12 protein-coding genes and 1 pseudogene are annotated in these 13,888 nt (G+C 63.4%); 5 read left to right on the top strand and 8 right to left on the bottom strand.

Annotated elements, in window-relative coordinates; all coding sequences use genetic code 11:
- Nucleotides 1–42: 42 nt before the first annotated feature.
- Nucleotides 43–924: pseudogene (locus BX592_RS24930) on the bottom strand (sterol desaturase family protein); the annotation flags it as partial.
- Between the two features lie 370 nt (nucleotides 925–1,294).
- On the bottom strand, nucleotides 1,295–1,906 hold the full coding sequence (locus tag BX592_RS24925) for a histidine phosphatase family protein (protein ID WP_134195620.1): 612 nt from the start codon (nucleotides 1,904–1,906) through the stop codon (nucleotides 1,295–1,297).
- 371 nt (nucleotides 1,907–2,277) lie between these two features.
- Here BX592_RS24925 and BX592_RS24920 point away from each other — a divergent pair, with 371 nt between their 5' ends.
- Complete coding sequence (locus BX592_RS24920; protein ID WP_134195618.1) at nucleotides 2,278–2,712, top strand: carboxypeptidase-like regulatory domain-containing protein; 435 nt, start codon at nucleotides 2,278–2,280, stop codon at nucleotides 2,710–2,712.
- Between the two features lie 34 nt (nucleotides 2,713–2,746).
- Complete coding sequence (locus BX592_RS24915) at nucleotides 2,747–3,142, top strand: hypothetical protein (protein ID WP_134195617.1); 396 nt, start codon at nucleotides 2,747–2,749, stop codon at nucleotides 3,140–3,142.
- 52 nt (nucleotides 3,143–3,194) lie between these two features.
- Here BX592_RS24915 and BX592_RS24910 read toward each other — a convergent pair whose 3' ends face one another.
- On the bottom strand, nucleotides 3,195–4,079 hold the full coding sequence (locus BX592_RS24910) for a DUF2182 domain-containing protein (protein ID WP_134195615.1): 885 nt from the start codon (nucleotides 4,077–4,079) through the stop codon (nucleotides 3,195–3,197).
- 3 nt (nucleotides 4,080–4,082) lie between these two features.
- Entirely contained in the window at nucleotides 4,083–4,871 is a 789-nt protein-coding gene (locus tag BX592_RS24905) for a DUF899 domain-containing protein (RefSeq protein WP_134195613.1), read from the bottom strand.
- A 131-nt stretch (nucleotides 4,872–5,002) separates the two neighbouring features.
- Here BX592_RS24905 and BX592_RS24900 point away from each other — a divergent pair, with 131 nt between their 5' ends.
- Complete coding sequence (locus tag BX592_RS24900; protein WP_134195611.1) at nucleotides 5,003–6,214, top strand: helix-turn-helix domain-containing protein; 1,212 nt, start codon at nucleotides 5,003–5,005, stop codon at nucleotides 6,212–6,214.
- An 82-nt stretch (nucleotides 6,215–6,296) separates the two neighbouring features.
- On the opposite strand, the gene BX592_RS24895 is transcribed toward BX592_RS24900, so the two are convergent.
- A complete protein-coding gene (locus BX592_RS24895) occupies nucleotides 6,297–6,671 on the bottom strand; it encodes an ASCH domain-containing protein (RefSeq protein ID WP_134195609.1) in 375 nt (124 codons plus the stop codon).
- Nucleotides 6,672–6,997: 326 nt separating this feature from the next.
- On the bottom strand, nucleotides 6,998–7,732 hold the full coding sequence (locus tag BX592_RS24890; RefSeq protein WP_243849718.1) for a GNAT family N-acetyltransferase: 735 nt from the start codon (nucleotides 7,730–7,732) through the stop codon (nucleotides 6,998–7,000).
- Nucleotides 7,733–8,053: 321 nt separating this feature from the next.
- Here BX592_RS24890 and BX592_RS24885 point away from each other — a divergent pair, with 321 nt between their 5' ends.
- Together BX592_RS24885 and BX592_RS24880 are read left to right on the top strand one after the other, a co-directional pair.
- The gene (locus tag BX592_RS24885; RefSeq protein ID WP_134195607.1) at nucleotides 8,054–9,316 is read left to right on the top strand and encodes an MFS transporter; all 1,263 of its coding nucleotides are present in this window, start codon (nucleotides 8,054–8,056) and stop codon (nucleotides 9,314–9,316) included.
- A 215-nt stretch (nucleotides 9,317–9,531) separates the two neighbouring features.
- Nucleotides 9,532–10,167, top strand: coding sequence for an outer membrane protein assembly factor BamB family protein (locus BX592_RS24880; RefSeq protein ID WP_134195605.1), 636 nt, complete (start codon nucleotides 9,532–9,534; stop codon nucleotides 10,165–10,167).
- Nucleotides 10,168–10,371: 204 nt separating this feature from the next.
- On the opposite strand, the gene BX592_RS24875 is transcribed toward BX592_RS24880, so the two are convergent.
- Together BX592_RS24875 and BX592_RS24870 are read right to left on the bottom strand one after the other, a co-directional pair.
- Entirely contained in the window at nucleotides 10,372–11,277 is a 906-nt protein-coding gene (locus tag BX592_RS24875; RefSeq protein ID WP_134195603.1) for a TauD/TfdA dioxygenase family protein, read from the bottom strand.
- A 233-nt stretch (nucleotides 11,278–11,510) separates the two neighbouring features.
- A complete protein-coding gene (locus BX592_RS24870) occupies nucleotides 11,511–13,271 on the bottom strand; it encodes a SulP family inorganic anion transporter (RefSeq protein WP_134195601.1) in 1,761 nt (586 codons plus the stop codon).
- Nucleotides 13,272–13,888 lie beyond the last annotated feature (617 nt).

The following is a 13,888-nucleotide window of genomic DNA, read 5'->3' as shown; positions in this document are numbered from 1 at the left end:
CGCCAGCGCCCGGGCCCGTCGATCGACCAGCGCCTGTTCGGCGGCGCGGCGCCGCATATCTTCGGTGGTCTCGCCGTTGCCGTCGGGCAGCCAGCCCGGCGGACGGAAGATATGGTTGAGCCCGGTCCACACATTCTTTGCGTGCACGACGTCGCGCACCAGCGTCACCCAATGCTCGAATTCGACGGTCAACGGATTGCGGGTGCGGGTCGGCGTGACGAGGCCGTAACGGCACGGCAGATCGTTGCGCTCGGCGATGTACGTGCCGAACAGGCGGTCGAAGATGATCAGCGCGCCGCCGTAGTTCGCATCGAGGTACTCGAGATTCGATGCATGATGCACGCGATGCGACGACGGCGTGTTGATCACATATTCGAGCCAGCCAAGCTTCGGCGTCCACGTGTTGTGAATCCAGAACTGATACCAGAGGTTGATCGCCAGCGTGATCATCACGATCTCCGGACGCACACCGAGCCAGACCATCGGCATAAAGAAGAACGCGGAGCCGGACAGCCTGGTGGTCCAGCCGAGCCGGTAAGCGGTGCCAAGCGACAACTGGTTCGGCGAATGATGCACCGCGTGCGTCGCCCACATCAAACGCATCCGGTGCGACGTACGGTGGTACCAGTAGTAGCAGAACTCCTGCACGAGAAACACGACAATCAGCGTCGGCACCGTGTGCATCGTGACCGTATGGATGCGGTGGCGCCACGCGAGAGCGAACAACGGTGTCGTGAGCGACAGCGGTACGAGGTCGATCAGTTTGCGGCCGACCAGATCGATCAGCGACAGCCGCATTTCGTTCCAGTCGAACGGTTCGCCGCGGCCGCGGCGGCTGCGCCGGTTCAGCACGAAGGCTTCGACCAGCGACAGGCCGACGAACACCAGCGAGACGATATACGTGAGTTTCAAAGTGTGAGCCATGATGATCAGCGAGCGAAGTTTCAGGGCCGGGGAATTTCGCGTCGGCCGGCTGGATCGTTGCGTGCGCCGTCGCGTCCCACGCAGGCACTCTATAAAGCGCGGCGGTTAAAGACCATCGGCAAACTATGTCGGGATATGTCATCGCTTCCGCCCCGCACGCGCGCAAGGTTGCGCGAGGCCACCGGCGCCGCGGTGACATACGGCGACATATTTCGGTAACGCGATGACCCCGCGCGAACCGAGCCGGCGTGCGCGTGCATTCGGCGCCACGCGCGCCGCTATCGCGCTCGCGTGGGCTGATGAATGGGATTGACGTGTGACGTGCCGGAGAATCGGCGCAAGGAAGGCGACGCAGTCAGCCCGCGATCAGTTAGCCAGGCAGCGATGGCAGCCGGTTCCACTGCCGTATCGCGCGCGTATCGCGCTCAAAACCGAGAATGCTGACCGACGCGGTGTCGAGATACAGATGCGCGCCGAACTTGACGGAGTTCGCGACCCAGCATCCGGCCAGCGACCGCAAGAAATGCGAATGCGAAAAGAGCGCGATGCGTCCAGGCATCGCCAGCAAGCGATCGATCAACGCCATCGCGCGCGCCTGAACCTGCTCCGCGCTTTCGCCTTGCGGAATCGGCGAATGCCAGACCGCCCAGTCAGGCACGCTGTCGCGAATCTCGTGGGTCGTGCGTCCTTCGTAGATGCCGTAGTCCCACTCGCGCAGATCGGGCTCCACTTCGACGCGCTCGCCTAGCCCAGCGAGTTTGCAGGTGTCGAGCGCGCGCGTACGCGGACTCGACAGCACCGTGTCGAAGTGCACCGCTTGCAGCAATGGCACAAGTGCACGCGCCTGTTCGCGCCCGTGCCCGGTAAGCGGAATGTCGGTGCGTCCGGTGTGCCTGCCATTCAGGCTCCACTCGGTTTCGCCATGACGGATCAGCCAGATTTCACGGTGATTGGCCGTTTCGTTTGCAACTGCGGTGTTCATCGGTTGACTCCGTAAAGCACCGCGTCGTGACAGCGGTGTAAGCAGATCGCACAGGGAATCTCGCGGACCTCGATTTTATGCCAGCGGCCGATTCGCCGTCGTCACGCGCGCGAACACCCGGCGTGGATTGGCGCCGAACGGGCCGCGCGATCTCGTCGCGTCGATCACGTGCGGTCTTTCGAACGTGTTCGATGCCGGCTGGATCGGCGGGTTCCTTGCAGAGAATCTGCGCGAGCAACAGATCGGTTAAGCGGGAAAACGCTTCGTGCTTATTCAAAAGACTTCGCCTGCAACGTTCTGAGACACTGCACGCCGATCAACGGTTACACCCTATCGACACGAAGTGAACGCGTTATCTCAAGGAGTGCAACATGCAGCCAAGGACCATCCGGCATTCGACCGCCACCGCGCTTGCCGCGTCCCTCGTACTCGCGGTATCGAGCCGCGCGTTCGCGCAAAGCCCCGCATTGCCGCCGGTCCAGACTCAAGGCGATGTCAGCTTCGTCTCCGGCGGCATCGGTCACGACGAAGCCGAAGCCATGCGTCACGATGAAAACCAGTGGCCGCTTTCGATGGGCTTCTTCGGGCCGACCGGCGACTATCTCGCGGATGTGCAGGTGCGCGTCGCGGACGCGAAGGGTGACGAAGTGATGCATGCCGATTCGCGTGGCCCGTATATGCTGGTCAAACTGCCCGCGGGGAGCTATACCGTTTACGCGCGCTATAAGACTGATGAGCAGCATCGCGCGGTCAACGTGGCCGGCAACGGGCATCAGCGCGTTTCATTCCGCTTTAACGTCCAATAACGAGTCATGTCGTATCCGTCGCCCGGAGGGCATCATGCTGAACCGAGTCAGGATGACAATCGCGATGATCTGTTGCGGCGTGCTGGCCGCGTGCGCATCGCCTCAGGAACGCGCCAGCGAGAAGGACGACATGCTGGCCGCCGCGGGCTTCACGATACTGCCCGCCAATACGCCCGAGCGGCGGGAGCAATTGCAGACGCTGCCGCCGAATCGCGTCGTGCAGAAGACGCAGGGCTCGCACGTCGTGTTCCTTTACGCGGACCCTTACGCGTGCGGATGCCTCTACATCGGCGACCAGAACGCATGGGATACGTATCGGCGACAGCAGTTCCAGGCGAACCTCGCGCGTGAGCAGCAGATGACCGCGCAAATGAACGAGGAAGCGGCGTGGAATTGGGGGCCGTGGGGACCGGGGTGGTGGCGGTATTGATGCACGTCGACGCGATGCGATGCGATGCGCATGTGCGCGGGTCGCGCAGGCACTAGCCATTTGCGGCGACGGCGCTAACCACGGTGCGCGCCAGCATCAGCACGCCGATGCCGATCGCCGCGGCGCCGATCATGCGTGCGACGCGCACGCCGTTCGGCGCAACGCGCTCAGCGGTAATGGCGACCGCGACCGCCGTCATCACGCGCAGATCCATCACGCCGGCTGCAAGTAGCACGGCCGTCGGCCCCGCGCAACAGCATATACAGTGCAGCCCCAGACGCACACCCGATCGCCACGCCGCACGCGCCTCCATCGGCAACGCGCCAGCGCCGCCCGATGCGCAAGCCGATGGCCCGCTCAGTGCGCCGCGGCAGCACGCGAGAAGACGCGCCTTCCACGCGCTGAACTGCAGCATGCCGGCGATCAGCACAACGAGTCCGGTCGCAGCGGGAACGGCGCGCGCAAGCGCCGCCCACTGCATGTCGAGCGCGGCGAGCGCCGCGCCCGGCGGAAACACCGCGACGCCCAGCATCGCCCATACGAAGAAGTAGCCGACGCCGATCCACACCGTCAAGCGCGCCGCACGCGCGCTGCCGAGCCGGCCCGCGGCCTCGTGGTAGCGCCACAGCGTCGGCGCGAGCGACGGCAGCATCATTGCGACCATCATCACGATCCACATGCCGACGAACGACGCGGCGGCGCGCGGCCACGTCTGTCCGCACATCCGCGACCATCCGGGCGATATCGACCAGCCGCCCGGCATCGGCATGTCGCCGGCCGCCGACATCGACAGGCAGACGACCGCCGTCAACACCGCGCTCGCGACGAACAGCATCGCGGAAAGACCGAAGAACACGCGGCGTGAAACGGGTGCGGCGATTGCGCGTGCCGTGTGCGCAAGGTGCGGCCGTGCATCGGTTGTGCGGACAACGTTCATGATTCAGCCCGCCGATGTTGCGCGTTGCCGCGACGGGCCGTACTCGTCGTGCCGGCGCCACCAGATGCCCGCTTCGTTGCGCCCACGCGGTGCGCGGTCGAGCCACTGGTACATGCTCCATACGCCATCCAGCCCGCGCGCATAGGTCGAATACGTGTGGTACACGACACCGTCTTCGAGCACGAAGGTGCTCAGGCCCGGCCGGTCTTGCGCATAGGTTGTCGCATCGGTGCCGCAGCGAGCCGCGAACTCGACGACCGGCGCCGGCGGCGGCTTGATGTCCAGCGCGTGCGCGCCGCGCGCATAGTTGTAGTCGACCGTTCCTTCACGCTGCTGCTGCTCGGTGAACGACACGTTGAAGTCGAAATTGAAGTCGCTATCGAGCGACGATGCCCACGGGAACGACCAGCCCATCCTCTGCCGGTACGCGTGCAGCGTTGCAAGCGGCGCGCGCGACACCGCCATCAGCGTGACATCGTGATGCGCAAGGTGCACCGCGATGCCGTCGAAGCCATCGGCGATGGCGGAGCACGACGGGCAGCCCGCCTTGTAGTCGGGCCCGTACATGAAGTGATAGACGATCAGCTGCGAGCGGCCGTTGAAGAGTTCCGCCAGCGTCACGCGGCCTGCGTCGGTGTCGAACCGGTACGTCTTATCGATGCGTACCCACGGCAGTGCCTGGCGTCGCTGGGCGAGTTCGTCGCCGCGCCGTGTGTGCTCCTTTTCCGCATCGAGCAGTTCGAGGCGCGCGGCGAGCCATTGATCGCGTGTTCCAGTCGGATGCGTCGTCATGTTTCGTCCCTCCTTTAGGTATCCTTGATCGGATGTCCGGTTGGCGAACCAGCGTGGTTGCTGTTCGTGAAGCCAGATTAGTCCGCGGGGTTCGCATGGAGGGAGTGACAAGTGTGTCGGGATTCGCATCGATGGATTCGTTGATCACGTCCGCCGCGCGCGCGTTGGCCGCGGGCGATCCGCTTGGCGCGCTCAATCGCGTCGCGTTGCGCGATGACCCGCCTGCGCTTGCGCTGCGCGGCATCGCAATGGCGCAACTCGGTGAACTGGCGCGCGCGAAGGCGCTGTTACGCAGTGCGGCCCGGGGCTTCGGCGCGAAAGAAGCGGTCGCGCGTGCACGCTGCGTGGTCGCCGAAGCAGAGATTGCCCTTGCGTCGCGCGATCTCGGCTGGCCCGCGAAAATGCTCGACACGGCACGCGCGACACTCGACGCGCACGGCGACCGCGTGAACGCCGCGCACGCGCACTATCTCGCGGTACGGCGGCTGCTGTTGATCGGGCGCCTGGATGACGCGGAGCAGTCGCTCGCCGGGCTCGACCCGACGCTGCTGCCGCCGGCGTTGAGAGCGGCGCATGAACTGGTGGTCGCGGGTATCGCGATGCGGCGGCTGCGTAGTCAGCCGGCGCGTGCGGCGCTCGCGCGCGCGGAACGCGCCGCGCGAGAGGCCGGCATTCCCGCGCTGAGTGCGGAGGTCGAAAGCGCGGCGCGGATGCTCGACGCGCCGGCGGCGCGGCGGATTGCGCGCGGCGAGGAGCGGCTGCTGTTGCTCGACGATGTGGAGGCGCTGCTCGCATCGCCGGCGCTGGTCGTCGACGCGTGCCGCTATGTGGTGCGCGACGCGCATACGGTGGTGTCGCTCGCGCGGCGTCCGGTGTTGTTGACGCTCGTGCGCGCGCTCGCGGAAGCATGGCCCGCCGACGTGCCACGCGACACGCTGATCGCGCGAGCATTCCGCACCCGGCATGCGGACGAAACGCATCGCGCGCGGCTGCGCGTCGAGCTGGGCCGGTTGCGCTCGATGCTGCGCACGCTCGCCGGCGTGAACGCGACCGCGCGCGGGTTCGTGCTGGCGCCGCGCGAGCCGCGCGAGGTGATCGTGCTGACGCAACCGGTCGAAGGCGAACACGCGGCGATGCTCGCATTTCTGTCGGACGGCGAAGCGTGGTCGAGTTCGGCGCTCGCGCTCGCGCTGGGCGCGAGCCAGCGCACTGTGCAGCGGGCGCTCGAGTCGCTGGTGCAGGCGGACAAGGTGCAGTCGTTCGGCCACGGGCGGGCCCGGCGCTGGATGACGACGGGCGTGCCGGGGTTTTCGGCGTTGTTGTTGTTGCCGGGGTTGCCGTAAGGTTAGATGGGCGCGGCGGGCGACCGGCCGCCATGTTGACACGGGCCAGCCGCCCCATCCGGGCGGCTGGCCGATTGCGCGACTACGTCAAATAGCAAAAGGATTGAGGCGCGACGCCGCTTTCGAGCACCGACGGCAACTCGAGTGGCTTCTCATAGCGTCGCGCATCCTTCACTTTGATCGCATGTGCGACCTCGCGCCCGTCGAAATATTCGTTGAAGCGCTGTTTCGTGATCCCGGCAAACTCCTTGGTGCGCGACCACAGATTACGTGGGGACGCAGAGATGACGCCATCGATGTCGAACTCACCCACAACTTTCCCGACCGGCTTTGTTGCATAGATCACAACAGTTTTGACGCCGGGCGCCTTCGGAATCGCTTTCCGGAATTCGAAATGCTTCTCCCCCAGCAGGATTTTTTCGGCGAATTCGGGCTTAATGGATAACAAGACTTTCATGGACGCCCCCGCTTTTGATGATGTTTATAAACTGCGTATGGGTAAGAGGCAAGAAGCCCCAGTACGCGTTCGCGTCTAGCCCGAAATTTTCAATCAACGCACCGCGCGTGATCCGTTTCTTCAACGCGATATTGTATGTAAAGCGGATGATGTGCGGGTACCGTTTGTTGCTCCAGAACCGACTCAACTCCTGTTCCGTGAACACACTGTACGGGCGACAATAACCAAGAAACGCGTCGCGCGATGCAAAAGAATGAATCGAGCGGGCTTCCTCGACAACGCAGACCGACGTCGCAACGGAACGATGGTGAGCCGGACCGAGTCCGTCAGTGGTTCTGTAGATCAGAAGCACGTCGCCGTGCCTGAGTCCATCGACACCCCGTCATCGCCGTGAGATAGACCTTGTGAATGCTGTTCGTATGGGAGATGTCCTGCACGATGTCTGCGGTCTCCGTCTTGAGGATTGAGTCCGGAAGTAGTCGTGTGTGCCATTCAGGTTTGAGTGAAAGCAGGTACGCTCGTTGACCCGGAAGACTCACAATCGGATAGCGTGCGACGATGCCGTGATGCTGGTCGTAAAGCCGCTTGACCAGCACCGACTCGATACCATTGGCGGATTTCTTCGACGCGCGCTTGATGAACCCATAGCGACACAATAGCGCGATCAACGGGGCGTGCACGTCGAAGACCGTCACGTAAATCTCCTGAACACCTTCGTACGTCGCATGGTCGAAGATCTTCTTGATGAATCGCTCGCCAAGTTTGGTGCCGTGCGCGTTGATCTTAAGGGTTCCAACTTTTAGACGCCTCGCGGACGCTAAAACCGGATTTACGTCGGAAACCATCCCATCCTCGACTTTGAGGTACAGGAACCCATCAACGGCACCTTGTTCGGTTGTGAATACATAAGCATTCTCTTGAGCCTTTCTTGTAAACCATTCCGTAAACTCAGAATAACTTGCTTTCAAAGAATCAAAGAAAGGATCCGTTAGGTCGACGTCTTTAAAACACTTACGCTCCAAGCGCATTATTCCTCCCACCGTTTGATCTGCAATCCTCATATGTATATTGTGGGAAAACGCATCGCGTTAATAGCTATTTGCTGCAGCAAGGATTAAATAGATAGCCGCCTATTGGGGCCATTGCGAAGTCGATGTTCAATCTGGTTTGTCTGCGCGTGGAGGGGGGCCTCTCCAAGCCCGATTCATCACAATTCAAGATACCCCGCATCACATCAATTCATTTTTTAAGATTGGTGTTTACGCCTATCCTACGTAGGTCGTCCGCACGCAGAGGTCCACCAACGCGCGCGGCAAGCATTGATGAAGTGACCGACGGCTCTGCGTCCTGACTCGTCGCAAACCGGCCAACACGAGGGTCTTATGGCTCTGTCCGCCAACAGTCTGAAACCGGCGATTTCGTCACCGCGCGAGCCCGCCAGTTACGTGATCCGAAACCAGCCCTACTGGCAGCGCAATCTCACGATCTGCGTTTTCGGCTCGTTCACTACGCTGGTGAGCCTGAGCATGCTGCTGCCGTTCCTGCCGTTGTACGTCGCGCAGCTAGGCGTGAAATCGCCGGCCGCGGTCGTGCAGTGGTCCGGCGTCGCTTTCGGCGCGACGTTCTTCGGCACCGCGATCACCGCGCCGGTCTGGGGACGGCTCGCCGATCGCTACGGACGCAAACCGATGCTCGTGCGCGCCGCCGTCGGCATGGCGATCGTGATGTCGCTAATCGGCGTCGCGCACAGCGTCGCCGAACTGGTCGCGCTACGTCTGGCGGCCGGATTAATCGGCGGCTATGCGTCCGCTTCGATCGTGATGATCGGCACACAGGCGCCGCGCGAACGCGCCGGCTGGGCGCTCGGCGTGCTGTCCACCGGTGCGCTGTCGGGCAATCTGATCGGTCCGCTGGTCGGTGGCTTTTTGCCCGATCTGGTCGGCATCCGCGGCACGTTCTTCGTCGGCGGCGCGATGATCGCGGTCGCCGCCGCCGCGACGGTCCTGTTCGTGCGCGAAGATTTCGACCGGCACGCGGACACCAGGCCCCACCCGGGCGCAACCGATAACGTCAAACCGAACGCCCACCGCGCGATCATCGCGACGCTGCTCGTCACCGCGATGATGGTGCTGTTCGCCAACATGTCGATCGAGCCGATCATCACCGTGTATGTCGCCCAGTTGGGCGTACCGCACGAACATCTCGCGCGCACCGCCGGCGTGATCATGGCTGCCGCCGCGTTCGGCAGCATGCTGACCGCACCGCGCCTGGGCGCACTGGCCGATCGTATCGGCAGCTGGAACGTGATCGTCGGCTGCCTCGCGGTCACCGGGCTCATCATGATTCCTCAGGCGTTCGTCACGCACTGGTGGCAGCTTGCGCTGTTGCGCGGGTTGATGGGCATGACGATCGCGGGCCTGTTGCCGGCGATCGCGAAGATGGTGCGCCATCTGGTCGACGACCATCATTCCGGCAAGACGCTCGGCTATCTGCAATCGGCGCAGTTCTCCGGGCAGGTGATCGGCCCGCTCGTCGGTGCGCAGATCGGCGCGCACGCGGGTCTGCATCAGGTGTTCTTCGTGACCGGCACGCTGCTCGTGTTGTGCGCGGCGTTGAACTACGGGATGCGCGCGCGTCACGCGTAGCACCTGCTGCCGTGCTGCGCTGCCGTGTCGCGCTGCCGTGCTGCGTTGCCGTCTCGCGGTGCTGCCGTCTGTCCGTGCCGCGGCCGCCGCGCCGCGTTGCGGTTGTCGAATCACGACGGCCTTGTTACTCCCCTGCGTGGCTGTCGAACAGCTAGGATGCGTGCATCGGGCATCCACGTTCCGTTCGACTAGCATCGCAAGCCAAGGGAGGCATCATGAAACGATCAGCAGCCGAAGTGGTTCACGAATACGGTCCTTTTCCGGGCGTCGATAAGGTGGGAGGCGTCACCTACGACGGTCAGCGGGTATGGATGGCCGCCGGCGACGCGCTGAAGGCGTTCGATCCGGCGAGCGGCGAAACCACGCGCTCGATCGACGTCGCCGCGGATGCGGGCACTGCGTTCGACGGCCGGCATCTGTTTCAGATCGCCGATAGCCGCATCCAGAAGATCGATCCGGACACCGGCCGCGTACTCGCGACCATTCCCGCGCCAGGCGCGGGCGGCGATTCGGGGCTTGCGTGGGCCGAAGGCACGCTATGGGTCGGCGTGTACCGGGAACGCAAGATCCATCAGATCGATCCGCAGACGGGCGCGATCTTGCGCACGATCGAATCGAATCGCTTCGTCACCGGTGTCACCTGGGTTGATTCGGAACTCTGGCACGGCACCTGGGAAGGTGACGAGAGCGAACTGCGACATATCGATTCGCAAACCGGAGAAGTGCTCGAGAAGCTCGAGATGCCGGCGGGTATCGGTGTGTCAGGGCTCGAGTCGAATGGTGCGGATCTGTTCTACTGCGGCGGGGGGACCAGCGGCAAGGTGCGGGCGGTGCGGAAACCGAAGAAGTGACCGGCGGCGACGCGCGTGATCTTCGCCTTTAAATAACGTTATACGAAACGCCTGGTTTGAGTGAGTGAGACGAATCGATAGAATGAATTCGTCTCCTCTGTGTTTCCAGTCAGTCCTGGACATGGGATTGGTCCCGGCATCAACCTATGCCGGGACTTTTTTTCAACACCTGACCAACATCGACAGCAACAGCAGCCGCACCGCTCAAAACGGCACATCCCCTTCGATGGTGGTCCGATACAGCTTGCGCCGCAGATGATCCGGCGTCCCCGCCGCGAGATGCATCAGCGAGCGGTTGTCCCAGAACACCATATCGTGGTCGCGCCATTGATGGCGATACACGAATTCCGCCCGCACGCTGTGTGCGAACAGTTCGTCAAGCAGCGCGCGGCTTTCGTCTTCCGGCAGTCCGACGATACGCGTCGTGAAATGCTCGCTGACGAAAATGGCCTTGCGCCCCGTCTCCGGGCGCGTACGCACGACCGGGTGTACCACCGGCTTCACTTCCGCGATCTGCTGCGGCGTCAGGTTCGGCCGCCATGGGCTACGCGCCTGCAGTTCCGCATAGCGCGCGAGATACGTATGCTCGGCACGCAACCCCGCGACCTTGTCGCGCAACTGCGTGGGCAACGCGTCATACGCGAGGTGCATGTTCGCGAACAGCGTATCGCCGCCCTCAGCCGGCAACTCCTGCGCATGCAACAGCGAACCGAGGCTCGGCTTTTCCTTGTACGACAGATCCGAATGCCAGAAATGGCCCGCGTCGCCGAGGCCGATCGGCTTGCCGTTTTCGACGATGTTCGACACGATCAGCGTCTCCGGGTGACCGGGCAGCGCAAACTGGTGCAGCACGTGTTTTTGCAGCGGACCGAAGCGGCGGCTAAATGCGACATGCTGGTCCGGCGTGATGCGCTGGTCGCGGAACACCAGCACGTGGTAATCGAGGTGCGCGCGGTGAAGGCGCGCGAAGTCGTCGTCGGCGAGCGGTTGAGACAGATCGAGACCGATCACCTCGGCACCGAGCGGCGCATCGAACGCAACGATGTCGAAATCCTGCTGAAGCCGGGTCGATCGATTCGCGGGCTCCGCGGCAATAGCGGGCGTGGACACGAAAGACACTCCGTCGAAAGAAAACCGTGAATCTACGGCGGCGTGTTGCCGTGCGTCAACGATACAAATCGGATACGTTTATACGCGAATGTCATAAGGGCAAACCCGGGGCAAACCCGGGGCAAACCCGGCGCAAACCCGGCGCAAACCGGCGCAAACCGGCGCAAATACGCGGCCAAGCCATGCCACGGGGCGCACCGCGCAGGTGCCTTCCCCGTTGCCCCGCGAACCGTTCAATCGTCCCAGTCGCGCCACTCGACATCGGCGTGCTGCTCGAGATACGCGTCGACCGCGACGCCGATAGTCGGGAATGCACGCTCGGCAATCAACCCCGCCGACACGCCATAGCGGATCAACAAATCCTTCACGGGACCTTTCATCTCGGCGAAATACAGCTCGATTTGCTGTTCATTCAGTTCCGCTCGCAGGTCCCGCAGAATGCCGGCCGCGGTCACATCGACATCGGTGATCGGCTCGGCCGCAACGACCACCCAACGCGTCGGCGTGCTCGCCGCCGCGATCGCGCGCCATACATGGTCGCGAAAAATGTCCGCGTTCGCGAAAAATAATGGCGCGTCCCAGCGAAACAGCACCAGCCCAGGAATGTGGCGCGCTTCCGGATGCCGCGACACATCGTGATAGCCCTTGCGCCCTTCGACACGCCCAAGCACCGCATCGTACGGCCGCCACGCGCGCCAGACGAACGCCAGCAGCGCAAGCCCGATCGCGATAAAGATGCCTTGAATGACGCCGACCAGCGCAACGCCCGCGAAGCATGCGACCGATTGCAGAAACTCGCTGGGCCGCAGGCGCAGCAACGCGAGCACCGAGCGAATTTCGAACAGCCCGAGCGCCGCCGCGATCACCACCGCGGCGAGCGCGGCCGTGGGCAACGTGCGCAGCAACGTCGGCGCGAACATCAGCAACGCGGCCACGCACAGCGCGGCGATCACGCCGGTCAACTGCGAGCAGGCACCCGACGATTCGGCGACCGCGGTGCGCGACGAACTGCTGGTCACCGGGAAGCCCTGAAACAGCCCGGCGACGATATTCGCCGCGCCGAGCGCCACCAGTTCCTGGTCGCGGTCCACCTGCTGACGGGTGCGGCCGGCGAACACGCGCGACAGCACGCTGATATCGGCGAGCGAGATCAGCGCCACCGCGACCGCGCCCGGCAACAGATCGATCATTTGTTGAAGCGACACCCACGGCACCGCGGGCTGCGGCAAGCCGCGCGGCACCGCGCCGACAATCGGCACCCCCGCGGTGCGGTCCAGCTTGAGCACCGCGACGGCCACCGCGGCACCGACCACCGCGACGAGAATGCCCGGAACGCGCGGCACCCACCGCTTGCAACTGAAGATCACGATCAGACTGGCGACGCCGAGCGCGCACGCGACCTCGTTGGTCTTACCGTCCAGCACACCGCGCACAAAGCCGATCGCCTCTTGCGTCAGACTGCTGCCGTCCACGCCGAAGCCGAGCAGCTTCGGCGCCTGTCCGATCACGACCGTCAGCGCCACGCCATTCAGATAGCCTTCGCGGATCGGTTTCGATAGCAGATCGGTGACGAAGCCGAGCCGGAAGAGCCCCACCAGCACACAGAGCATGCCCGACAGAATGGCCAGCATGCCGGCCATCACGATCAGCCGCTCGGGCTGCGATCCGGCAATCGGCAGCACAATCGATGCGATCAGCGCGCCCAGCGCCGAATCGGGCCCAAGCACGAGAAACCGGCTCGGTCCGAACAGGGCATAGGCAAGCGTGCAGGCGATGGTTGCATAGAGGCCGACAATTGGCGGTAAGTGCGCGGCTTCCGCGTAGCCCATGCCGGCCGGCACGAGTACCGACGTCAGCACGAGGCCAGCGACGACATCGCTGCGCAACCAGCTGCGCTGGTATTCGCGCACCGTCGTGAGCCCCGGCACCCGCCGCAGCCAACGGTGGTGCGGGGCCGTGTGCGGCGACGAAGCACGCTGGGTCGTTCGGCTCATTCGACTTCTCCTGCGGCAGACCGGGCGTCTGATTCCTGGTCGAATCGGCAAACGTTCATGCAGGCCTAACAGAATACGACTAGAACATAAGCTTCGAAAGTTCGAAAGATCAAAAGCCTGTTCGTCGCCTCCGTGCTTCATGGGGCGAGACCTCGCCAGCCACATGAGAAAGACCGCATGAACCTCGGATGCAATGGTGACGCGCCACATCCGGTAAGCGTCAACGCGATAAAAAATGATTGGCGATGCCAGGCATACGTCCAACCCTCCGCTCCCGTACGCCCCGGCATGCTTTCAAAACAGGTGCACGCAACTTACTGCTCGCGCCAGGCTTAAGTCGCTCTTAAGCGGACACCGCGCATTGTTCGACCGGCAATAACTGTTCGCCGGCCGACTCGACAGTTTGTCAGCCTTTCTCCGGCGAACCAGGTCCCACACCGTCTTCGAACCATCACGCGCCGCGTCGCCCGATTGCCTCGGGCGACAGGATGCGTGCGCCCGTTAGAAACGAAGATTCATGTGGCCAGTTTTTTATTTCCTTTCTATGAGGATGACTGATGAGCTAAACACCTGAATTTCAAATCTGTAATACCCGGACGTTGATCACAGCCAGTGAC

The sequence above is a fragment of the Paraburkholderia rhizosphaerae genome (genome assembly GCF_004366595.1).
Taxonomy (GTDB): domain Bacteria; phylum Pseudomonadota; class Gammaproteobacteria; order Burkholderiales; family Burkholderiaceae; genus Paraburkholderia; species Paraburkholderia rhizosphaerae.
Note: the sequence above shows the minus strand (reverse complement) of the source record. Positions and strands in the feature narration are given on the sequence as shown.